26 protein-coding genes are annotated in these 21,794 nt (G+C 45.1%); 10 read left to right on the top strand and 16 right to left on the bottom strand.

Annotated features, from left to right (window positions below; all coding sequences use genetic code 11):
- The first annotated feature begins 2 nt into the window (after positions 1–2).
- Positions 3–422: a CoA-binding protein gene (locus G3M65_RS08570; RefSeq protein ID WP_173834159.1), complete on the top strand. Its 420-nt coding sequence runs from the start codon at positions 3–5 to the stop codon at positions 420–422.
- A gap of 2 nt (positions 423–424) precedes the next feature.
- On the opposite strand, the gene proB is transcribed toward G3M65_RS08570, so the two are convergent.
- A complete protein-coding gene (gene proB / locus G3M65_RS08565) occupies positions 425–1,486 on the bottom strand; it encodes a glutamate 5-kinase (protein ID WP_173834158.1) in 1,062 nt (353 codons plus the stop codon).
- A gap of 20 nt (positions 1,487–1,506) precedes the next feature.
- On the opposite strand from proB, the gene kdsA reads away from it, so the two are divergent.
- Positions 1,507–2,289 (top strand): 3-deoxy-8-phosphooctulonate synthase, encoded by a 783-nt coding sequence (gene kdsA, locus G3M65_RS08560; RefSeq protein ID WP_173834157.1) that lies wholly within the window; start codon positions 1,507–1,509, stop codon positions 2,287–2,289.
- Here kdsA and purF read toward each other — a convergent pair.
- Positions 2,247–3,638 (bottom strand): amidophosphoribosyltransferase, encoded by a 1,392-nt coding sequence (gene purF / locus G3M65_RS08555; protein WP_173834156.1) that lies wholly within the window; start codon positions 3,636–3,638, stop codon positions 2,247–2,249. The genes kdsA and purF overlap by 43 nt on opposite strands.
- 38 nt (positions 3,639–3,676) lie before the next feature.
- Between purF and G3M65_RS08550 the strand changes: the two genes are divergently transcribed.
- Genes G3M65_RS08550 through G3M65_RS08540 form a run of 3 tightly spaced genes read left to right on the top strand, consistent with a single transcriptional unit; the run spans position 3,677 to position 6,380 of the window.
- Positions 3,677–4,405: a 50S ribosomal protein L11 methyltransferase gene (locus tag G3M65_RS08550; RefSeq protein ID WP_173834155.1), complete on the top strand. Its 729-nt coding sequence runs from the start codon at positions 3,677–3,679 to the stop codon at positions 4,403–4,405.
- Positions 4,402–5,724, top strand: a complete 1,323-nt coding sequence (locus G3M65_RS10535; RefSeq protein WP_173834154.1) for a M23 family metallopeptidase — start codon at positions 4,402–4,404, stop codon at positions 5,722–5,724. The genes G3M65_RS08550 and G3M65_RS10535 overlap by 4 nt, the downstream gene beginning before the upstream one ends.
- Entirely contained in the window at positions 5,721–6,380 is a 660-nt protein-coding gene (locus G3M65_RS08540) for a lysophospholipid acyltransferase family protein (protein ID WP_173834153.1), read from the top strand. The genes G3M65_RS10535 and G3M65_RS08540 overlap by 4 nt, the downstream gene beginning before the upstream one ends.
- On the opposite strand, the gene G3M65_RS08535 is transcribed toward G3M65_RS08540, so the two are convergent.
- The 7 genes from G3M65_RS08535 to G3M65_RS10590 form a co-directional block, all read right to left on the bottom strand.
- Positions 6,295–7,464: a cation:proton antiporter gene (locus G3M65_RS08535; protein WP_173834152.1), complete on the bottom strand. Its 1,170-nt coding sequence runs from the start codon at positions 7,462–7,464 to the stop codon at positions 6,295–6,297. The genes G3M65_RS08540 and G3M65_RS08535 overlap by 86 nt on opposite strands.
- A 1-nt stretch (position 7,465) precedes the next feature.
- Positions 7,466–7,951 carry a cation:proton antiporter regulatory subunit gene (locus G3M65_RS08530; protein WP_173834151.1) on the bottom strand — a complete coding sequence of 162 codons (486 nt, stop codon included), beginning with the start codon at positions 7,949–7,951 and terminating at the stop codon, positions 7,466–7,468.
- Positions 7,952–7,961: 10 nt separating this feature from the next.
- Complete coding sequence (locus tag G3M65_RS08525; RefSeq protein ID WP_173834150.1) at positions 7,962–8,345, bottom strand: heat shock protein transcriptional repressor HspR; 384 nt, start codon at positions 8,343–8,345, stop codon at positions 7,962–7,964.
- Positions 8,342–9,484, bottom strand: a complete 1,143-nt coding sequence (gene dnaJ, locus G3M65_RS08520) for a molecular chaperone DnaJ (RefSeq protein ID WP_173834149.1) — start codon at positions 9,482–9,484, stop codon at positions 8,342–8,344. Before dnaJ ends, G3M65_RS08525 begins: the two co-directional genes overlap by 4 nt.
- A 32-nt stretch (positions 9,485–9,516) precedes the next feature.
- Complete coding sequence (locus G3M65_RS08515) at positions 9,517–10,155, bottom strand: class I SAM-dependent methyltransferase (protein ID WP_173834148.1); 639 nt, start codon at positions 10,153–10,155, stop codon at positions 9,517–9,519.
- A 3-nt stretch (positions 10,156–10,158) separates the two neighbouring features.
- The gene (locus G3M65_RS08510) at positions 10,159–10,359 is read right to left on the bottom strand and encodes a hypothetical protein (RefSeq protein ID WP_173834147.1); all 201 of its coding nucleotides are present in this window, start codon (positions 10,357–10,359) and stop codon (positions 10,159–10,161) included.
- A gap of 61 nt (positions 10,360–10,420) precedes the next feature.
- The gene (locus G3M65_RS10590; protein ID WP_256370806.1) at positions 10,421–10,543 is read right to left on the bottom strand and encodes a hypothetical protein; all 123 of its coding nucleotides are present in this window, start codon (positions 10,541–10,543) and stop codon (positions 10,421–10,423) included.
- 17 nt (positions 10,544–10,560) lie between these two features.
- Between G3M65_RS10590 and gatA the strand changes: the two genes are divergently transcribed.
- The 3 genes from gatA to mnmH are packed head-to-tail and all read left to right on the top strand — an operon-like array spanning position 10,561 to position 14,403.
- Positions 10,561–12,000 (top strand): Asp-tRNA(Asn)/Glu-tRNA(Gln) amidotransferase subunit GatA, encoded by a 1,440-nt coding sequence (gene gatA, locus G3M65_RS08505; protein WP_173834146.1) that lies wholly within the window; start codon positions 10,561–10,563, stop codon positions 11,998–12,000.
- A gap of 3 nt (positions 12,001–12,003) precedes the next feature.
- On the top strand, positions 12,004–13,329 hold the full coding sequence (locus tag G3M65_RS08500) for an ArnT family glycosyltransferase (protein ID WP_173834145.1): 1,326 nt from the start codon (positions 12,004–12,006) through the stop codon (positions 13,327–13,329).
- A gap of 27 nt (positions 13,330–13,356) precedes the next feature.
- Positions 13,357–14,403, top strand: coding sequence for a tRNA 2-selenouridine(34) synthase MnmH (gene mnmH / locus G3M65_RS08495; protein ID WP_173834144.1), 1,047 nt, complete (start codon positions 13,357–13,359; stop codon positions 14,401–14,403).
- Here the strand turns inward: mnmH and gcvT are convergent.
- Positions 14,359–15,378, bottom strand: coding sequence for a glycine cleavage system aminomethyltransferase GcvT (gcvT, locus tag G3M65_RS08490; protein WP_173834143.1), 1,020 nt, complete (start codon positions 15,376–15,378; stop codon positions 14,359–14,361). The two genes, mnmH and gcvT, sit on opposite strands and share 45 nt — an antisense overlap.
- 16 nt (positions 15,379–15,394) lie before the next feature.
- Between gcvT and G3M65_RS08485 the strand changes: the two genes are divergently transcribed.
- Positions 15,395–16,453, top strand: a complete 1,059-nt coding sequence (locus tag G3M65_RS08485; protein ID WP_173834142.1) for an LptF/LptG family permease — start codon at positions 15,395–15,397, stop codon at positions 16,451–16,453.
- Here the strand turns inward: G3M65_RS08485 and tpiA are convergent.
- From tpiA to G3M65_RS08455, 6 genes are read right to left on the bottom strand one after another with little or no spacing between them, the layout of a single operon-like run.
- A complete protein-coding gene (gene tpiA / locus G3M65_RS08480) occupies positions 16,412–17,152 on the bottom strand; it encodes a triose-phosphate isomerase (protein ID WP_173834141.1) in 741 nt (246 codons plus the stop codon). The genes G3M65_RS08485 and tpiA overlap by 42 nt on opposite strands.
- Positions 17,153–17,160: 8 nt before the next feature.
- Entirely contained in the window at positions 17,161–17,931 is a 771-nt protein-coding gene (locus tag G3M65_RS08475) for an undecaprenyl-diphosphate phosphatase (protein WP_173834706.1), read from the bottom strand.
- Positions 17,931–19,106: a class I SAM-dependent rRNA methyltransferase gene (locus G3M65_RS08470; protein ID WP_173834140.1), complete on the bottom strand. Its 1,176-nt coding sequence runs from the start codon at positions 19,104–19,106 to the stop codon at positions 17,931–17,933. Before G3M65_RS08470 ends, G3M65_RS08475 begins: the two co-directional genes overlap by 1 nt.
- Positions 19,103–19,654, bottom strand: coding sequence for a DJ-1 family glyoxalase III (locus G3M65_RS08465; RefSeq protein WP_173834139.1), 552 nt, complete (start codon positions 19,652–19,654; stop codon positions 19,103–19,105). The genes G3M65_RS08470 and G3M65_RS08465 overlap by 4 nt, the downstream gene beginning before the upstream one ends.
- Positions 19,655–19,667: 13 nt before the next feature.
- Positions 19,668–20,642, bottom strand: coding sequence for an ABC transporter permease (locus G3M65_RS08460; protein WP_173834138.1), 975 nt, complete (start codon positions 20,640–20,642; stop codon positions 19,668–19,670).
- Positions 20,642–21,004: a YkvA family protein gene (locus G3M65_RS08455; RefSeq protein ID WP_173834137.1), complete on the bottom strand. Its 363-nt coding sequence runs from the start codon at positions 21,002–21,004 to the stop codon at positions 20,642–20,644. Before G3M65_RS08455 ends, G3M65_RS08460 begins: the two co-directional genes overlap by 1 nt.
- A gap of 637 nt (positions 21,005–21,641) precedes the next feature.
- Between G3M65_RS08455 and G3M65_RS10665 the strand changes: the two genes are divergently transcribed.
- Positions 21,642–21,770: a hypothetical protein gene (locus tag G3M65_RS10665; RefSeq protein WP_438616889.1), complete on the top strand. Its 129-nt coding sequence runs from the start codon at positions 21,642–21,644 to the stop codon at positions 21,768–21,770.
- Positions 21,771–21,794: the final 24 nt, after the last annotated feature.

Genomic DNA, 21,794 nt, shown 5'->3' with positions numbered 1-21,794 from the left:
CCATGAAGGAACTTCATCATCCACATCAAGACGATGCTCTGCAAGTGTTAAAAGAGTCAAAGGTTGTGGCGGTAGTTGGTATATCTCCAGACCCAGAAAGACCTTCATACTATGTAACAGAGAGAGTGGTAGCTAAAGGTATGCACAGGGTTTATCTGATAAACCCCAAGTATGCAGGGCAGGAGATACTGGGCATTAAGGTAATTTCCTCCCTTTCCGAAGTGCCAGAGCCCATAGACATTGTAAATGTCTTTAGAAACCCAGCACATATAGAACCCATCTTTGAGGAAGCACTTAAAGTAGGTGCCAAGTGTGTGTGGCTACAGCCCGGTTGTGAAAATTTAGAGGTCATAGAAAAGTATAAGGACAAGATAGGTGTGGTTTGGAATGCATGTATAGGTGTTGAGGCGGGGTATTTGTAAGTTTAGAATATAACGAGCCTATCTGTATGCACCACTTCTTCAATGGAAGTTTTCAGTAAATCCTTTACCTCTTTTCCTTTTTTGCCTATAATCTTGCGAACCTCTTCTGAGCTAAAGTTTACCTTTCCCTTTCCCACAAGAAAGCCTCTTTCATCGTATAGCACTACCACGTCTCCTCTTTGAAAGCTACCTTCCACCTTCTTTATACCTGCAGGGAGAAGGCTCTTACCCTGTTTTATTGCCCTGTATGCACCTTCGTCTATGTATATGGCACCCTTTGGCTCTTCAAGCATGGCGAGGGCTTTTTTTCCCTCTTTGAGAGGTTTTTCAGAAGGTTTAAAGTATGTGCCTGTAGTCCTACCTTCAAGTATATCAAGTAGGCTATCTTCCTTACCTGTTATGACTACTGGTATACCAAGCCTTACCGCTATCCTTGATGCGGTTATCTTGCTTAACATACCTCCAGTGCCAAACTGGGAGTTTACGCCCTTAACGAGGTGAAGAACTTTGTCCACATCTTCCACCACGGGGACTACCCTTCCTTCATGGTCCAGCAAACCTCCTGCGGTAGAAAAGATAACTATGAGGTCCGCTTTCATCATATATGCGGTGTGAATTGCAAGGAAGTCGTTGTCTCCAAAAAGTAGCTCCGATATGGCTACCGTATCGTTTTCGTTTATAACAGGCACTATGCCAAGGGATAGCATACTGCTTAGAGCGTTCTTTGCGTTTTCAAACTTTTCCTTATCCTTAAATATGTCTGCGGTAAGAAGAGCCTGACCTACCGTAAGCCCATAGTTGGAAAAGACCATGTCATATAGATGCATAAGGTAAGCTTGTCCTACTCCTGCGACCGCCTGCTTTGTGCGGAGGTCTGTGGGTCTATGAGAAAGGTTTAGCTTTTTTACTCCACATAGCACTGCACCCGAAGATACTATAAGGGTCTTATGACCCATATCCCTTAGCTTTTTTATATCCCTTGCAAGCCTTGAAAGAAAGCTAAGGTCTATATCTCCCTCTTGAGTTTGTATGAGGTTTGAGCCTATCTTCACCAAAAGAACCATTGGGTGTTATATTTTAAAACATGCTTATTATAGCGGGTCCATGTGTTATAGAAAGCGAAAAGGTTATTATGCAAACCGCAGAGCACATAAAAAGGCTCTCAGAGGAGTTTAGAGACTTTGAGTTTGTTTTTAAGTCTTCCTTTGACAAGGCTAACAGAAGCTCCCACAGGTCTTTTAGAGGTCCTGGGCTTGAGGCTGGGCTAAGGGTCTTACAGAGGGTAAAGGAAGAGTTTGGTCTAAAGATAACCACTGATGTGCATGAAACTTGGCAGGTAAAGCCTACCGCAGAGGTGGTGGATATAGTGCAGATTCCCGCCTTTTTGTGTAGGCAGACAGACCTTATCTTAGAAGCGGGTAGAAGTGGAAAGTCTGTAAATGTGAAAAAGGGTCAGTTCCTTGCACCCTGGGATGCAAAAAATATTGTGGAGAAGCTCAAGTTTGCAGGGGCTGTGGACTACTACATAACAGAGAGGGGTGTGAGCTTTGGATACAACAACCTTGTGGTGGACTTTAGAAGTTTGGTGATAATGAGGGAGTTTACAAAGGTTATATTTGACGCAACCCATAGCGTTCAGCTCCCCGGTGGTGCAGGAGACAGGTCTGCAGGACAGAGAGAGTTTGTAATTCCTCTAATTCGTGCCGCTGTTGCAGTGGGTGTGGACGGTCTCTTTATGGAAACCCATCCAGACCCAGACAGGGCTCTGTCTGATGGTCCTAATATGATACCTCTTTCTCAGCTAAGAGAGGTTCTTGAGACGGTTCAACGCATTCTTAGTGCGGTCCCTTCCACCTCAAGGGGGTAATGGTTGCTAAAACAGGCATCGCAAAAATCCTGAGGGCTTTCCACCACAGACCTTAAGCTCTCAAGGGAAAGGTATTTAAGAGAGTCCGCACCTATGAACCTTCTTATGTCCTCTACGCTCATTCTGTTGGCAATAAGCTCATCCCTTGTGGGTGTATCTATTCCATAGTAGCAGGGTCCTATAACTGGTGGAGACGCTATACGCATATGGACCTCTCTTGCTCCCGCACGCCTTAGCATGCTAACTATCTTCTTTGAAGTAGTCCCTCTCACAAGAGAGTCGTCAATAACCACTACCCTTTTGCCCTCAAGCACCGCCCTGTTGGGGTTTAGCTTCATAAGCACCTTTATGTCCCTTAGCTCCTGCGTAGGTTCTATAAAGCTCCTACCCACATAGTGATTTCTAATAATACCGAGCTCAAGGGGAAGACCCTTTGCCTGAGAGTATCCTATGGCAGGCACTATCCCAGAGTCTGGGACTGGGACAACCACGTCCGCCTGCACCTGGTCTTCATAGGCAAGTAGCTCTCCCATCCTTTTGCGTGCCTTGTATACCCAGTTATCAAAAACAAAGCTCTCTGGCTTTGAAAAGTATACAAGCTCAAAAATGCACATAGCCCTCCTTTCTGACCTAAGGGGAAAGTAGCTCCTTATACCCTGCTGGTCTACTACCACCACCTCTCCTGGCTTTACCTCCCTCCATAGTTCTCCACCCAGTATATCAAAGGCACAGCTTTCAGAGGCAAAGAGAATGGTATCTTTTAGCCTTCCCATCAAAAGGGGTCTAAAGCCCATAGGGTCTCTTATTGCCACAAGCCTGTCCTTGAAAAGATAGATAAGGCTATAAGCACCCTTCACCCTTGAAAGCACATAAAAGACCTTTGGAAGAAGGTCTCTATCAGAGGGATGTAGGTCTATGTTTTCTGGCACAAACTCTCCCTCCTCAAGCAAAGCAAGGAAAAGCTCTGTGTCTGAGGTATGAAAGAGCCTTACACCCTTAGCTTCAAGCTCCGCTCTTAGAGGAAGGTAGTTGACCAAATTCCCATTGTGAACTACCGCACATACTCCTAAGGAAGTTTCTCTTACAATAGGCTGGGAGTTTACACCTCCAGAGTCTCCCGCAGTGGAATACCTTACATGAGCTATAGCAAGGTATCCAAACATGTTTTGGAGGTCTTCTTTTCTAATGGCTTCAAGCACAAGCCCCGGCTTTTTTATCACCTTTACGCTCTCGTAGTCAGAGACCGCTATACCTACGCTTTCTTGCCCTCTGTGTTGAAGTGCATATATGCCATAAAAGGCGTATCTTTCCGCATGCTGTGCGTTAAAAACTCCAAAAACTCCACACATGAGAATAATATAAGGCACAAACCTTTATAATTAAAGGCATGACGCAAAAACACAAGAAGTATGTCTACAGGCTTGAACCAGAAAGCTTTTATCAGTTTCTCTTAGAGTATGGAAAGGGCGTGGAAATACTTTCAGAAGGTGAGTCCTTTGTGGAGTTTGCACTCTATGAACCCTATGAAGGGCTTGAACCCTTAGAGGTTTTTGAGGTAGAAGTCCTCCCGCCAGAAAAGGTCTTTAGGGCTCGCAGGGTAGGGAAGTTTATGGTTTTGCCCTCTTGGATAAAGCCAGTGGTTATAAGACAGGGAGTAGCCTTTGGCACTGGGCTACACGCTACCACACGCCTCTGTCTTGGGCTCCTCCAAGAGTATTTGCAAGAGGGTTGGTCTGTTTTGGACGTGGGAACTGGCACGGGTATACTTGCCATAGCCTGCAAAAAACTAAGAGCTGGCAGGGTCCTTGCCATAGACATAGACCCCCTTGCGGTCCAAGAGTGTGTGCATAATGCCAAAGAGAACTGCGTTGAGATTGAGTGTTGGCACGCCAAACCAGAGGACATAAGAGAAACCTTTGACCTCCTTGTGGCAAACCTTGAGTTAGAGATATTTAAAAGGGAGCTTCCGTATCTTATGAAACTCTTTAGAAGGGTTGGCGTTTTTTCTGGACTTTACGGAAAGGAAGACCTAAGGGCTTTTCTTGACCTGCTTGGTCTAAGACCTGCTAAAATAAAGAGGTTGGAAAACTGGTATGGCGTTGTGGTGGTGCAATGAGATACAGATATAGACTTGAAGAAAAAAGGGAAAAAAGGCTGGGACTTATAAGGCTTATAAGGAGGCTGGCAATTTTTTCCCTTGTCCTTATAATGTTCTACACACTTTTTATCTTTACAGGTGGAAGACCAAGCATATCGGAAGAATACCTAAGGTCTTTGTCCCTTATACCTTCGGAAAAAACCTTTACTCTTCAAACCAGTAAACCCATAAAGGAAATAAGGATTTACGCAGAGCAAGAAGGTCAAAAAAGGGAGATATATCAAGCAAAGCTCTCAGAACCTTCAAAGGAAATAAGTTTTACCCTTAGAGCAAAGGAAACAGGTCTTAAAGATGGCAGTGCAAGACTTCACGTGAAGATTTCTTCAGGCTTTTTACAGAGCAGGAGCTATTCCTTTGATGCCCTTGTAGATACCATACCCCCAAGGTTTAGCCTTATCTCTTACCTCTCCTCTCCCACGCTTGGTGGAACCTCTGCAATAAAGATAAGGACGGAAGAAGAGGTTGATGCTTTTGTTCTTATAGGACAGTATGAGTATAGGCTTTATCCTCTTGGCGATGGATACTATTTTGGTCTCTTTCCCATAAGGCTTGACCAACAGGATTTAAACAGTATCACAGTAGTAGTAAAAGACAAAGTGGGAAACCGCTCTCAACAAACTCTGTCCTTAAGGGTAAGGAGCGTAAGGTTTAAGGAGGACAAGATAACCATAGATGATAACTTCATAAACAGGGTTATATACCCCCTTCTCGGAGAGGAAGGTAAAGGACTTGAATCCCTACAAGCCTTTAAGAGAGTAAACGAGCTATGGAGACAAAGAGATATGGCAAGACTTCAGGAGATAGGCAGGAAAAGTGAGCCAAGGGTCCTTTGGGAAGGTGCCTTTTTACAACTGCCAAAGAGCAAGGTGCTTGCAGGTTATGGAGAAATAAGACACTACTACTATAATGGGCAAAAGGTCAGTGAAAGTAGGCACATGGGCTTTGACTTTGCCTCTGTGGAGAGGGCACAAGTGCCAGCGAGCAATTCGGGAGTGGTGGTCTTTACTGGAGACCTTGGCATATATGGAAACACGGTGGTAATAGACCATGGCATGGGTCTTATGAGCCTTTACGGTCATCTTTCAGAAGTCGGTGTCAAAGAAGGTCAGTATGTAAAGAAGGGAGAAGTCATAGGAAAGACTGGCAAAACAGGTCTTGCCCTTGGAGACCATCTTCACTTTGGGATTTTGGTGCAAGGGTATGAAGTAAATCCCCTTCAGTGGCTTGACTCCAAGTGGATAAGGGACAACATACTTTCTGTCCTTGAGGCAAGATGAAAAGGTTAAGGCACAGACTTTCTGTTTTTTTGGCGCCATTCGTTGCCTTTTTACTAAGACTTATTCACAAAACCATAAGGTGGGACAAGAGGATAGACTACGAGCTATACAGGGGCAAGGTCATAGCCCTTCTTCATGGAAACGCTCTTGGGGTTGCCATGCTCGGTATAGACAGGGGCATATACGCCTTAGTGAGTAGGTTCAGAGATGGGGACATTGCGGAGAGGTTCCTTCTTAGCCTTGGCTACAAGGTGGTGAGAGGCTCAAGCGAAGAGGGAAAGCCACAAAAGGGTGGAAGCGTAGGACTTCTTAGGTTGGTAAAAGTCCTCAAAGAGGGAAACACGGTTGCCATAACGGTGGACGGACCAAAGGGTCCCTATGGAAAGGTAAAGGCAGGTGTAATTTTGCTCGCACAGAAAACAGGCACACCTATAATTCCTGTGTATGTGGATTTTGATTGGTCTGTGAGGTTAAAAACGTGGGATAGGCTTACCATCCCTTTACCCTTTTCAAGGGCAAAAGTGAGGATAGGTAGTCCTCTTTGGGTTCTCCCTGAGGACAGCGTAGAGGCTAAAAGGGAGGAGCTGGAGGAGGTCCTTTCTTTTCTCTCTTTGGGAAAAGTCTCTGAGAAAACCCTGGAGCTAAAAGGAAGCTAAAACTACCGAGCAGTGCAGTAAAAAGCACGAGGGCAAAGGTAAGGGATTGGGTGGGCTCATAGAAGCTTGCAAAGATAACAGAAAACTCCCCTCGCTGGATAAAGGAGAGAGAGGCTCTCATAGCAGTTCTCTTTGTAAGCCCGTAGACAATCGCACCGTAATAGGTAGAGAGAAGTTTAAGCAAGATAGCAATCGCCAGTAGGATGGCTAAAAGCCAAGGGTCAAAGTCAAAATTGAGCTTTGCATGGAAGGTAAACATGAAGAAGAAAACTCCCACAGATATGTCCTTTAGCTCTGAAAGAGACCTTTCTATGACCTCAAATATCCTGCTCTTTTCTGGCACCAGCACACCTAACATAAAGGCAACAAGTGCATCAGAGAGACCTACCTTAAGACTTATTCCAGAGGAGAGAAGCAAAAAGCCAAGCACCATAAAGGGGACAAGCCCCTCATCCAGTTTTCTGTCAAGGTAATCAAAGGCTTTCTCAGAAGGAGCCTTCAAAAGGTAGAAAACTCCGAAGAGGAAAACTACCGCCAGAACTCCCCTCGAAACACTTATCACATCCGGCTCACCCCCAAAGGTAAGACCAGTAAGCACAGACAAAAGCACTATGCTCACAAGGTCTTCAAAAATTAGTATTCCAATTAACAGCTCCGCCTCTGGGTTTACGAGCCTTTTGTAGTCCATAAGGAGCTTTGCGGTTATGGCAGTGCTACTGGGATATACCACCGCACCCATAACGAGGGAAAAGACCAAGTCCTTCGTGAAAAGGTAGGTGATAATGAAGGCAGGCACAAAGTTAAACAGGAAATCTAAGAAGCTAGGCTTTAACACCCTTTTCATGCCTGCCAGCCTTTCAAAGGAATACTCAAGACCTATAAAGAAAAAGAGGAGGATAACCGCAGAGTATTCAAAGATTATCAATACATCCTCCGCCCTGTGAGGTAAAAAGGACTTACCTAAAAGACCTGCGAGCATGAAGGAAAGAATGTAGGGAACCTTTATCCTTGAGAGAAAAAGAGCAGAAAAGAAAAGGAGCAGAAATACTCCCCCAGCCAGTATGAAGTCTTGAGGGTTGTGCATGCTACGTGCTACACCTTCCGCAGAGTTCCAGAAAATGGTTTATCTGCATACGCGTGCCCACAACTATTAGCACGTCCCCTAACTCTATCTTTTCCTTGTATGGGTCTGGGCTTGGTATAATTTTCCCCTTTCTTTCTATAGCTATAACAGACACACCCGTTGTCCTTCTTATCTGAAGCTCCGCTATGGTTTTGTTTATAAAGTTTGACCCCACCTCTATCTTTACCCATTCCATAACTACCTCTTTTAGGATAAGCTCCATCTTATCCGCCTTTATAGGCTGATAGAGAGCCCCCGCAAGCAAAAAGCCAAGCTCCTTTGCTTCTTCTTCTGTTAGGTCAAAGACACAGGCGGTCTCCTCCTCTTCCATGAGATATATTTCCCTCTTGCCCGTGTTGTATATTACAAGCACCAACTCCCTCCCCTCTCTCAGGCTTATGGAATACTTCTTGCCTATGCCAGGCAAGTCCGTTTCCTTTATGTCCATAAACTATATTTTACTGTTTCCTTATGGACTTGAGTATGTCCCTCCTCTCTGCAAGGACTATGGACTTTATGCCCTCATCCTTCTGGTATACCTCTGAAACCTCCCTTTGTATGAACTCTATGAGCTTTTGCACTTGAGCTTCCAGTTCCTCAATCTGCTCCTTCATGCGAAGGATTATGTCAATGCCCGCAAGGTTTACACCCAAGTCCCTGCTGAGGGTAAGGATAAACTCAAGCCTTTGTATGTCCTCTTCGGTATAGTAGCGCGTCCTTCCCTTGCTCCTTGTGGGCTTTATAAGACCTTCCCTTTCGTAGAGCCTGAGGGTTTGCGGGTGTATGTTGAACATGCTGGCTACCACACCTATGGTGTAGAGCCGTGTTCTTTCCTTCTTCATGTTTGTCTCTCCCTTATGCGTTCTGGCTCTGGCAAGAGTTTGTCAAGCTCCTCAAGAAGCTGTTTTATCCTCCTACCATCGCCAAATAGTTTATCCATAAGGCCCAGCTTGGGAACATCTATGTGAACCCTCACAAAGAGGTCTCCTCTTCCCTCGGACATCAGTTTTGGCATACCATGCCCTTCTACCCTTATGGTGTCTCCTTCTTTCACCCCTGGGGGAGTCTTCACCCTAACACTCTTACCTTCAAGGGTAGGAACTTCAAGCTCTGTCCCAAGAATCGCCTCGGTGAGCTTAAGGTTTACATCCACATAGAGGTTGTTACCCCTTCTTTCAAAGATAGGGTGGGGTTTTACCTTTATGGTTATGATAAGGTCTCCAGGAGGTCCCCCAAACATGCCTGCGTTGCCCTTGCCCTCTGCCAGCACCTTACTGCCCGTATCTACACCAGCTGGAATCCTTACCCTTACCTCTTCCCTTTGAGGAAGGGTTCCCCTACCTCTGCACTTGGAACATGGTTCTCTTATAACACCTTCACCACCACAGGTGGGACAGGTTTGTGCTATGGTCATGAAAAACTGCCTTTGAACCACCTCCCCCCTTCCACCACAGGTAGGACAGACCCTCTCTCCCTTGCTCCTGTCGTAACCGCTTCCACCGCAGGCATCGCAGAGAACCTCTCTCACCAGAGGAATGCTCACCACCGTGCCCCTGTAGGCTTCCTCAAGGCTTAGCTCCACCGTGTAGTATATATCTTCACCCTTTACAGGTCTCCTGCTTTCACGCCTTTTTCTACGTGTTGCTCTTTCAAAGATGTCTTCAAAGCCAAAGCCTCTAAATAGCTCTTCAAATAGGTCTCCCACGTTTTGGAAGACCACCTCTTGGTATTCCTGACCACCGGACTGAGCTCCGAAGGCAGCGTGTCCATACTGGTCGTAGAGCTTCCTCTTTTCCGGGTCTGAAAGCACCTGATAGGCTTCGTTTATCTCCTTGAACTTCTCCTGAGCCTCTGGGTCCTTGTTGAAGTCTGGGTGGTATTTTCTGGCAAGCCGGCGGTATGCCTTCTTTATCTCCTCCTGCGTGGCGTTTCTTGGAACACCAAGCACCTCGTAGTAATCCCTCTTTGCTGACTGAGCCATGTTAAAAGATTTTAGTCAAGTTTTGTCAAATTTCAAGGGGTAGCCATAAGGCAGAAAAAACCACCCTCTGGATGGTAGCCTTCTTTTATTTCTGTGTTTTCTACCTTCTTTGTGTCTTGTGGTGAGTCAAAGAGGGTGGTGGCAACCCTTGAAAGCCTAAAGCCTGCCTGAGAGAGCATGCCCTTTATCTCTTCAAAGGAGTAAAACCTCGCCACAGAGTATAGAGGATGCCCCTGCTGGGCTTTTTGCTGATAGAAACGAGCCCATGGACTGTCAGAAAGCACAAGACCAAGAAGTAGCATACCATCCTTTCTTAGCACACGTTTTGCCTCTAAGAGGGCTTCCAAGGGTCTTTCAAAAAAGCATATGGAGACCACCATAAGAAGGCTTTCAAAGGTTTTGTCCTTAAAGGGTAGTCCCTCCGCACGGGCTTGAATTACATTTATACCCCTCTCCCTCGCTTTCCTTAGAAGTTCTATGGAGGTATCTACACCATACCGCACGCCAAGAGCCTTTGCAAACCTGCCACTGCCCACACCCACCTCAAGGGAAAGCCTGGTGGGTCTGTATAGCCTTCTAAGGCACTCCACCTCAAGGCTGTAGACGGAACTGCCAAAGGGTAGCTCATACCAGCGGTCGTATCGGTCTGCGTAAAGGTCAAAGACCCGCATAAGCTATCCTTTGTTGAAAAGATCGCTAAACGCCCTGCAGGAAAGTATTTCTTGCGCAGGCGGCGTTGTTATGGTCTTTGATTTGAAGGGGTCTGTTGGTCTTGTCCTCTTGAACCTCAAAAGATAACCTTGCAGGAATCTTTGGAGCTTTTCCTTGTGGTATCTATCTCTTAGCTCTTCAGGGCTTAAGTGCATCTCCTTCATCTTTATACATTATAACTTTAAGCTCTTGATAAAGATAACGTTCTTGTGCTTGCCTTTGCAGTTAGTCAAGAATGAGGTTTACCACTGCCCTCTTCTTGCACTCCTCGGAGAGCCAGAGGAGAAAAAGAAGGTGTCTTTCAAGCTCAGCACCTGTTCCCTTGGCACTCTCTAAGCCTACATGCATATGATAAACTATAAATCATGCTTTGGAAAAAATCTGCGGTAGAGCTTGTTTCCCTTATAAAGAAAAAGGAGCTAAAGCCAGAAGAAGTGCTTCAGAGCTTCTACGAGAGGTTTTTGCAAACAGAGGAGAAGGTAAAGGCCTATATAACGCCTATTTACGAGCAGGCACTTGAGGAGGCAAAGAGCTTAAAGATTGTAGAGGAGATGCCCCTTGCAGGCATACCTATTGCCATAAAGGACAACATAAACGTGAAGGGCTATCCTACCACCTGTGCTTCAAAGATTCTTCAGGGCTATATCTCACCTTATGATGCTACCGTTATAGAGAGGCTCAAGAAGGCTGGTGCCCTAGTAGTGGGCAAGACAAACATGGACGAGTTTGCCATGGGCTCTTCTACTGAATACTCTGCCTTTTACCCAACAAGAAATCCCTGGGATTTACAGAGTGTGCCCGGTGGCTCTTCTGGTGGCTCTGCGGTGGCGGTGGCGGTGGGCTCGGCCCCTCTTTCCCTTGGTTCAGATACGGGAGGCTCTATTCGTCAACCTGCCAGTTTTTGTGGTGTTATAGGGCTAAAGCCTACCTATGGAAGGGTTTCCAGATATGGTCTTGTTGCCTTTGCTTCTTCTCTTGACCAGATAGGACCCTTTGCAAGGCGGACAGAAGATATCGCACTACTTATGGAGGTCATATCTGGACATGACCCGAGGGATTCCACGAGCACTAAAAGACCTGTCCCCAAGTATACGGAGGAGCTTGGGAAGGAAATAAAAGGGCTAAGGGTTGGCGTAGTTAAGGAGTTTATGCAAGATGGATTGGAAGAGGGTGTAAAGAGTGCCTTTGAAAACTTTCTTAAAGAACTGCAAAAGGAGGGCATGCAGGTAGAAGAGGTTTCCCTCCCTCACGTAAAGTATGCCATACCCTGCTACTACATCATAGCACCCTCAGAGGCTTCTTCTAACCTTGCACGCTACGATGGTGTCAGGTTTGGATACAGGACAAGGGAATACAAGGACCTTTTTGAAATGTATGCAAAGACCAGGGATGAGGGCTTTGGACCAGAGGTAAAGAGGAGAATACTCCTTGGGACCTTTGCCCTCTCCGCAGGCTACTACGATGCCTACTACCTTAAGGCTATGAAGGTGAGAAGGCTTATAGCTCAGGATTTTGAAAAAGCCTTTGAGAGGGTAGACCTTATTGCCACACCCACAAGCCCCACAACCGCCTTCAGGTTTGGAGAAAAAACCTCAGACCCCATCGCCATGTATCTTTCAGACATATTCACTGTAAGCGTAAACCTTGCGGGTCTTCCTGGAATATCCATACCAATAGGCATGTCCGAAGGTCTTCCTGTGGGTGGACAGCTTATAGGGAAAGCCTTTGATGAGGGAACGCTCCTTAGAGTTTCCTATTGGTGGGAGCACGTATATAGGCATTACGAGCTTGAGCCAAAGCTTTAGAGTATGTTTTTAGTTTTTATCCTTTTCGCATTTATTAGCCTCCTGCCAAACCTCCATAGGTATCCCTTCAAGAACGAGGAGTCTCTACGCACTCAGATAGCATTTGAGATGTGGCACTCTGGGAACTACCTTCAGCCTACCTTCCTCGGCGAGCCCTACTTTAACAAGCCTCCCCTCTTTAACTGGCTCATAGTTTTGTATTCTCACATAATCCCTTGGAGCGAGATGACCGTAAGGGCTGTAAGCCTTAGTTTTCTCTTGCTTACCACACTGCTCGTGGGCATATTCTCCCATTATCTTTTTAGAAACATCTCTCTTGCCACCCTATCCTCTCTTGTTTTCCTAACCTTTGGTAATGTGCTTTTTTTCTACGGCTTTCTTGGAGAGATTGATATTACCTTCACCTTTTTTGTATTTCTTGGCCTTTGCCTTCTTTACATATGGTGGAGCACGGGTTCAAAGGTTGTTGGTTTTTTGGCAGGCGTGGTTTTTGGTCTTGCCTTTTTACTCAAAGGTTTGCCTGCTTACGCCTTTATGGGTATATCTATACTAACCTTTGCCCTCTATAAAAAAAGTCCTGCGAAAGTTTTTAAACCAGATGCCCTTCTTGTATACATACCTTCCCTTCTTATACCGCTTTTGTGGATAATTCAAACACCAGAGCCAATACAGTACTTAGCAAACCTATGGAGAGAGAGCTTTAGCAGAGTAGAAGGAGATTTTTCAAGGCTAAGGCATATGCTCTTCTTCCTACTTGTAAATTTCAAAGATACGCTACCTTGGAGTTTTCTTTTCCCTTTGTCTTTGTATGTGGCAAGAAAAGACCTTGACTTCCCTCCACAGCTAAGAGGAGTTTTCTTGCTTTTCTTAGCCAACTACATTCCCTACTGGGTTTCTGACTCCGCTGGCAGATACATAATGCCACTTTATCCCCTTTTGGCAATCCTTTTTGCCTATTACCTTCACAAAGCCCTCAAGGTTGAAACCTTTAGAAGGCTATTCCTTATAACCGTCTTCATTGTTATCCTATCAAAGTTCCTGCATGGTCTTTTTTTCTTCCCCTATGCAGAAAACAGAGAGACCTCAAGGAAAAGGATTGCGGAGCGAATGGTAAATATGATAGACCTCAAAAGCTCAATAGCCTGCGAATGTCCGCAAGAGAAATCTGTGTGTTTATATATAGGTTTGTTGAAGGGTGAACCTCTGCGGTCGTTAGGGAAAAACAAGGATGCGGAGTATGTAGTTGCCTGTGGAGAATCAAAGGGTTTTAGTGTTGCGGAGTTTAAACTAAAGGATAAAACCATTCGTCTTGAAAGATTGGTGAAGTAGTATACAGACGCCTTAAATTATTAAACTATGGATATAAGCCCTGAGAAGATATACCAACTTGAGGATAAGGTTCTTGTAGACATAAGAAGCCTCTCAGAATACCAAGAGTTTCATATACCCGGTGCTATTAACTTGCCTTTATTTGAGGATGAAGAGAAAAGACTTATAGGACTCATCTACAGGAGCGATGGAGTAGATAGGGCAAAGCACGTAGGTTATGAGATAGCAGAATCAAAACTTGAGGGTCTTTTGAAAAGTTTCAGAGATCTTAAGGAAAAGCACAGATATGTGATTGTTTACTGTTGGAGAGGTGGCTTGAGAAGTCAGGAGCTATGTAAAGTTCTTCAATCTATGGGGGTTGAGGTTCTAAGGATTGAAGGTGGCTACAGAGCCTACAGAGAGTTTATCCTTAGAGAAATGGAGAGAATCCTTGAAGGTAAGAGTTTTATAGTGCTTGCTGGTAAAACTGGCGTGGGAAAGACGCTTATAATAAGGAAGCTCAGGGAAGAAGGCTATCCTGTGGTTGACCTTGAGGGTCTTGCAAAAGACAGAGGCTCTGCCTTTGGAAGGATGGGCATAAGGGAAAGAGTAAGTCAAAAGATGTTTGATGCCCTCCTATATGAGAGCCTTCTAAGAGCAGAATCAGACCTTATCTTTACCGAAGATGAGAGCAGGGTAATAGGTAACATACATCTTCCAGAGTCCTTCTGGAAAAAGAAGGAAGAGGGAGTATATGTAGAAATTGAAGCATCATTGGAGAAGAGGGTGAAGAACATTCTTGAAGAGTATACTAAGTTTGAAGGCTGGCAGGAAGAGGCAAAGGAGTCCTTGCTTAGGATAAGAAGGTATCTTGGAGAGAAGAATTACTCGTTGGCTCTTGAACTGCTAAGCAAGGAACGCGTAGAGGAGTTTGCGGAGTTCCTTATAAGGGAATACTACGACAAAACTTACAAACCACACAAGCACCCATCCTTTAAGCTCAACTGCGACCAAATAGATAGATGCCTTGAAAGACTGAAGGATATATACTCATGCCTTCTGAAGGAAGGGGTAACTTCTGAGCTTTGCAGGTAGCCTTCTGTCTCTCACTTGGAGCTCCACCTCGTGCCCATCAATTCTGTGGTCTACATGGACAAAACATAATGCTATACCCTTCTGCAGGGTTGGAGAGTAAGTGCCACTGCTTACATACCCTATCTCCCTGTCTTTGTAAAATACCTTGTAGCCCTCTCTTGGCACGCCTCTTTGCAAAAGCTCAAGTCCAAAGAGCTTCTTTTCCACCTTCTTTTGTAGAAGTGCGTCCTTGCCCAAAAAGTCCTTTTCAAGGCTTACATACCTGTCAAGATTAGCCTCAAAGGGTGTTATATCCTCCGAAAGCTCGTGTCCATACAGTGGCATTCCCGCCTCTATCCTCAGGACATCCCTTGCACCAAGCCCACAAGGCATACACTCTTTAGAAAGCTCCATAAAAAGCTCCAAGCCCTTCTCCACTGGTGCATAAACCTCAAAGCCGTCTTCGCCCGTGTATCCCGTGCGTGAAAGGAGCATATCTCCAAAGACCTTAAAGCTGTAATACTTTATGTCTTCCACAGGTAGGTGTTTGCTAAGAACCTCTTGCGAGCTTGGTCCTTGAAGGGCAAGCTGTATCCACTCTTGGCTCATGTCTTTTACAGAAAGCCCCCATCTCAAAAGCCACTCCTTGACCTTTTCCTTGTTTCCTGCGTTTACACACATAAAAAACTCCCTCTCAGAGAGCCTATAGAGGGTTATATCATCCTTTACTCCACCTTGCTCGTTTAAAAGCAGGTTGTATTGCACCCTACCCTCTTTTAGCTTTGCAATATCTCTGGAAGTTAGCTTTTGTAGTGTCTCAAAGCCATCGGAGATAATTAGCCTTCCCATATGAGACACATCAAAAAGCCCGCAAGAGCTTCTTACCGCCCTTACCTCTTCCACTATGGACTTGTATTCAAGAGGCATTTCCCAGCCTGCAAACTCCACAAACCTTGCACCGAGTTCTTTGTGTTTTGAATAGAGTGGCGTTCTCATATTAAAATTTTAGCCCATGCTTAGTAAATACCTTCTTCTTAATCACATCAAAACCTTTTTTCTCCTTCTTATGGTTCTCATAGGAATACTATACGCCTATATGATAGGTGAGGTTTTCTTGGTTTTCAAGAATAGAAATCCTGAGGTTGTGCTATCTTATTCTCTTAACTTCCTTCCCACTGCCTTTTTTTACTCTGGTGCTTTTGTGAACGCCCTTGCCTTGCTTGTAGCTCTCAGGAGACTCTTTCAGAGAAAGATAGACTTGCTTATTCAAAGCTTTGGCATCTCACCTTTGAGATTTTTCTCCTTTGCTATCTTTTTCTCTCTTTTCCTTTCAATTTTTAACCTTTTTGGTAGTTATTGGCTCTATCCACAAAGTCAAAAGAGGCTTTTTAGCATAGAAAAGGAATACAAAAAGGCTAAGGAGATAGAAAAGGGAATAGTGAGAAACTTGTGGCTTACGCAGGAAAAAAATGGAGAAAAAGAATTTTACAACTTTGAGCTTGTAGACTTATCCACTGGCAAGGTGCATGGCTTTTATCTTCTTAAGGTAAAGGATGGGTCTATAACGCAAGTAGCAACCGCAGAGACTGGAGAGTGGCATGGCGAAATGTTGGACTTTCCCGAGGCGAGCCTTAAAGACCTCTCTACTGGCGAAGAAAAACTTCAAAAGCTAACCTTTGAATTTATTGACCTTTCTCAGATAGGTCCTCTTGCGGAAAAGCCAGAGCACCTCTCCATGAGGGAGCTTTTTGTGCTTAGCCTTCTTGGTAAAGGCATAGGAATAAACTACAGACAATACGCCTACGAGCTATCAAAGCGAACATTGACCTCTTTTCTTCCTCTCTTTATGAGCCTTATAGTGGGTTGGGTTTACATAAGATGGCGAAGTCTAAAACTCGGACTTTTTGCACTTGTTGTTTCCTTCTCCGCCCATTGGTTTTTTATAAACCTTATTAGGTCTACCATAGAAAACACAAACTTGAGCCTGCCCCTGATACTTCTCCTCTACGCTCCCATACCTATTTTGAGTTTAAAAGGACTTTACGATTTGAGCAAAGGATTCAGGGTCTAAGCTGGCACCACCCACAAGCAAGCCGTCCACGTCCTTCATCTTCATAAAATCTCCTGCGTTCTTTGGGTTTACGCTCCCACCGTATAGCACCCTTGTTTTTCCTGCGTGCTGTGGGTTTATTTGGTGGAGCAGGTCTTTTATAAAGGCGTGGACAAGCTGGGCGTCTTCTGGTGTGGCAGGGTTTCCTGTCCCTATAGCCCAGACAGGTTCATAGGCTATATCTATGCTGTCCGTGTAGTGTTCTATTCCAGAAAGTGCAAGCCTTATTTGAGTTTCCACCACCTTGAAGGTTAAACCCGCCTCTCTCTCTTCAAGCCTTTCACCCACACAAAGCACAGGTCTTATATTCCCCTGAAGGCAAGTGGTCAATTTTTTGTTTATTAGCTCGTCAGACTCGCCAAAAATCCATCTTCTTTCTGAATGACCTATTATCACGTAGGAAACGCCAAGGTCTTTTAGCATATTGAGAGAAATCTCCCCCGTGTATGCACCCTTTTGCTCATAATGGCAGTTTTGAGCGCCAAGCTTGACCTTGCTTTCCCTTAGGAGCTCATGGGCTACGCACAGAGATGTAAAAGGTGGGCACAGGAGTATTTCTCTGTCTGAGATGTCTTCCACAAGAGGGAGAAACCTTGAGATGTATTCTTTTGTTTCAGAGGGTGTGAGGTTCATCTTCCAGTTTCCTGCTATGAGCTTCATCAGATAAATTATAGCAGAAAAAAGTAGGCGTAAGCCAAGCCTACGACTATCCTATATACGCCAAAGGGAACAAAGGAGTGCCTTGAGAGGAAAGCAAGCAGTGCCTTTACGCTTATTAGGGCAGAGACAAAGGCGGTTATAAAGCCTACAGAAAGCACCTGCCAGTCTTGACTTTGAAACTCTCCATGAGACTTAAATAGGTCATAACCTGTGGCAATAAGCATGGTGGGAACCGCAAGGAGGAAGGAAAACTCCGCAGATGCCCTCCTGTTTAGACCCATTAGCATACCACCTATTATGGTGGACGCGGACCTTGAAACCCCAGGCACCATGGCAAGGCTCTGAAAGAGACCTATGGCAAAGGCTCTTTTGTAGCTGAGCTCTCTTGCATCTCTAAGATAACAAAAACCTTCGCACACTCTGTCCGCAAAAAGGAGAAAAACACCACCAAGCACTAAAGCTATAACCACCACCACATCGTTGCCTATAAGGTATCCCTTAATGAACTTGTAGAGGCTAAAGCCGAGAATTCCTGTAGGCAGAAAGGCAATCGCTATCCTCTTCCAAAGCTCAAGGTCTGTAAGAAACCTCCTCCAATAGAGAAAAACCACCGCCAGTATTGAGCCAAGCTGTATGGAAATTTCAAAGCTCTTGGTAAAGGTGTTGTGAGGTATGCCAAGAAGATGGGCGGTGAGGATAAGGTGTCCTGTGGAAGAAACAGGCAGGAACTCCGTAAGTCCCTCCACCACCCCCAATATAAAGGCTTGACTTATCTCCATCATAACACCTCCGCATATATTCCCTTTAGATATAGGGTATTAGGCATCTGCAAGACCCATGGATGGTCAAGGTCTTGAAAGCTCTCCGCCACAATACGAACCTGCCTTCTTGTATCTTTGCCTGCGGATGCGAGCACTTCTAAAAGATGCTCCCTTGTTATATGAAAGGAACAGGAGTATATGGCTAAGTATCCACCGGGTTTTGTAAGGTGCAAGCCTCTCACTAAAAGCTCCTTATAACCTCGCAGGGCGTTTGGAACGGACGCTCTATTCTTTGCAAAGGAAGGTGGGTCTATTACCACAAGGTCAAATTTTCTTCCTTCCTTATGAAACTGTCTAAGCAGGTCAAAGGCGTTTGCCTCTATCCACTCTATGCCTTCAATTTTGTTTAGCTCTGCGTTTTTCTTTGCAGTTTCAAGGGCAAGGTCAGAGATGTCTATGGCTATAACCCTTCCCGCACCCGCCTTTTTCATACTAAGGGCAAAGCCCCCCGTGTGGCAGAAAACATCAAGACACTCATCCCCCGGACGAACAAAGCTCCTTATGAGCCTTCTTGCCCACCTTTGGTCAAGGAAAAAGCCGGTTTTTTGCCCCTGAGGGATGTTGACTATAAACTCAAGGTCATGCTCCCAGATTATGACCTCCTCTGGCACTTCTCCGTATATAACACCTCCCTTTTCTCTAAAGCCTTCCGCAGAGGCTACATACTCGTCAGTTTTTTCGTAAATCCCCTTAGGTTTCAAAAGGTCAATAAGTGCAGGAATTACCCAGTCTCTTAGCTTATTCATCCCGTAGGTGGTAAACTCCACCACCACATATTCGCCATATACGTCCACCACAAGACCGGGCAAGAGGTCTCCCTCCGAGTGGACAAGCCTGTAGGCGTTGCTGTTTATGTTTAACCTCCTTCTATACTCAAGGGCTTGCTGTAGCCTTTTTCTTATGAGCTCCTGATTGATTGGCTCTTCCTTGTCAAAGGACAGTATCCTTATGCTTATGTTGGCGGAAGGGTTTATATAGCCATAGCCAAGAAACTTACCTCCAAAGTCCCTTACTACCACAAGGTCTCCCTTTTGAGGTGGTTTAGAGTAGCCTATAATCTCTGGTCTATATACCCAAGGGAAAAAGCCTCTTATCTTTTCCTCTACACCGGGCTTTACCCTAACCTGTATCATTCGTATTGAACTAACATCCTCCTTGCCACTTCCTTAGCCTTTTCCTTTCCTACGAGCCTTTCTGCGAGCCTTAGACCAAACTCAAGGGCTGTGCCTGGTCCTTGACTGGTTATCACATTCTCATCCTCTACCACTGGGTTGTCCACAAACTGAGCGGGCTTAATTTCTTCCACAAGGGTGGGATACACGGTTGCCTTCTTGCCTTCAAGAACACCAAACTTTGCCAAAGCGGTAGGTGCTGCACAGATAGCACCGATGAGCTTTTTCTTTTCCTGCATAGCCTTTATGAGCCTTTCCACCCTTGGGTCTTGTTTTAGCTTTTCCACTCCACCTGCACCACCGGGCAATATGACAAGGTCAAGCTCCTCCGCATTAAGCTGGTCAATGGTGGCATCTGGAACTATCTTTACACCCCTTGCACTGGCAACAGGCTCGGGAGAAAGCCCAGCAATTATAACCTCCACACCCGCACGCCTTAGCACATCAATGGGTGCAACCGCCTCCACCTCTTCAAAACCTTCCGCAAGGATAATGGCTACCTTTGGCATAGCAAAACCTCCTTCATTTTATTATCTCCCTCTCCCTTACCCTCGGGTCCACAATAGCAAGAAGGATATCTGCAATAAGGTTTCCTATAAGTAGCATTATAGTGCCAATGTATAGACCTCCCATAACAAGGAAGAGGTCTTGAGAGAGCACCGCATCCAACATAAGAGTCCCAAGCCCAGGCCAACCCACTATTATCTCAATAAGCGCCGCACCCGAAAGCAGACCCGCTATCTCGTAGCCAATAAGAGTGGTAAAAGGGTTCATGGCGTTCCTGAGTATATGTTTAATAATAACCCAATCGGATACACCCTTTGCCCTAAGCATTACCACCATGGGGCTGTTTTTTATCTCTATAACACTGCTTCTCATGAGCCTTATGAGACCCGCAGAGGATACAAGGGTCAAAGTAAGCACAGGCACAAAAAGATGAGAAAGCACATCCACTATTTTACTCCAGAGGCTTAGCTTATGAAAGTCTGGGCTAAAGGGACCACCCACTGGCAAGTAGCCAGTTTTTGAAACCAAAACGAGGATAATAAAAGCGAGAAAAAAGGAAGGAAAAGACATAAAAACGTAGCTATAAGCCCTTATAAGCCTGTCTATCCAAGTGCCTTCCTTTAGCCCTGCCAACAAACCAAGAGGGACTGCTATGAGCCAAGATAAAACCGTAGAAGTGGCAGTAAGCAAAAGAGTATTCCAAATCCTCTCACCTATTAGCTGAGAAACTGGAGCATGATACTGAAAGCTGTATCCAAGGTCAAACCTAAGAGCAGAGGTAAGCCACTTTACGTATTGCAGAAGGAGGTTTTGGTCAAGACCGTATTGTCTCTTTAGAGCTTCTATGGTCTCTGGAGATATTTGAGGGTTTAGCCTTAGCTGGTCAAGGTAGTCCCCCGGTGCAAGTTTTATGATAAGAAAGGACAAAAAGGTAACACCCAGCAGGGTTATAAAAGCCTGAAAAAGCCTATAGAGCAGAAAGCCCACCATTAGAAGTAGTTGGCTATAAAGTGCTTAACCTGTGAGAAGTAGCGGTTTATCTCTTCCTTGTGCTTTTCCTTTACATATCTTACGAGCTTATAGTCATCCCAGTATCCAATCATGGGTATGCGGTCAGGTATGGAGTCCTTGTCTTCTATAAAGTATAAGAGTGCGGACACAAAGTCCCTTTTGGCTTCTTCCTTTAGGTCAAACTCCTCGTCAGAGAGTATCCTATAGAGCATTTTGGCATCAAGTATAAGGTTTCTCACATACTCCATAGTGGGAGAGACCCTTCTGAGCTTTTCCTCAAAGAGCCTACCCAGTTCCCTTATGTCTATATCCCTGTAGTATTTACTTAGCTTTGCCTCCATGAATTTTTTATTATAGCATCCCCTTTGTTTTTGTGTTGGATTGATATGGAAGAGGTTTTGAGCTATAATAATCCCAAGGCATTTTGTGGGAGCTTTGCCTCCCTTGACATTTTGGCAGTTGAATAGGGTTTTTGTTCCTTGAAGTTGAGGGGGTAGTATTGACTAAAAGGCTTTGACAGGTCTCTGTTTGTTAACTTCCACTGTGGCGGTCTTTCCCTATAGTCTTTCTGACCTGTGGGTTTTCTCAAAGGTGATAGGGTAGAGATATGATGCTTTTCTTGAATTTTTGCCTTTTGTGAGGATTGTCTTTCGTAGGTTATATTTTAATGCCCTTATGCTTTTATGTTTTAGCATAGAGATGCAATGATGCTTTGATGTTTTGATGACAGATGCTTCAAAGCCTTGTCTCTTAGGGGTTTAAATTTGACAATACCACACTCAACCTTGCAGGACCTGACACTTTTGGCAAACTACCTTCACTTGAGAGGGGTGCTACCCTAATAAAATGCTTGATATTTCTTGCTTTTCTTTGTGTGTAGGTTTGAGGTTTTAAGCCCACCGTGAGGGATGGCGACCTTTAGTGAGAGGCTTTCTAAACCTTATCCAGCCTTTGACGGTTTTAAGCCCACCGTGAGGGATGGCGACTGAAGTTTACAAGGAGGGAGAGCAAAACCCTATTGTAAGTTTTAAGCCCACCGTGAGGGATGGCGACCTTTTCTGGGCGTCCTTTGGTGTTGGTATGGCAACGGTTTTAAGCCCACCGTGAGGGATGGCGACTTTGTCAGCACTT

Origin of the sequence: Hydrogenobacter sp. T-8, assembly GCF_011006175.1 — a bacterium.
Classification (GTDB): Bacteria; Aquificota; Aquificia; order Aquificales; family Aquificaceae; genus Pampinifervens; species Pampinifervens florentissimum.
The sequence above is the reverse complement of the archived record's forward strand: the minus strand, read 5'-3'. Positions and strand labels throughout refer to the sequence as shown.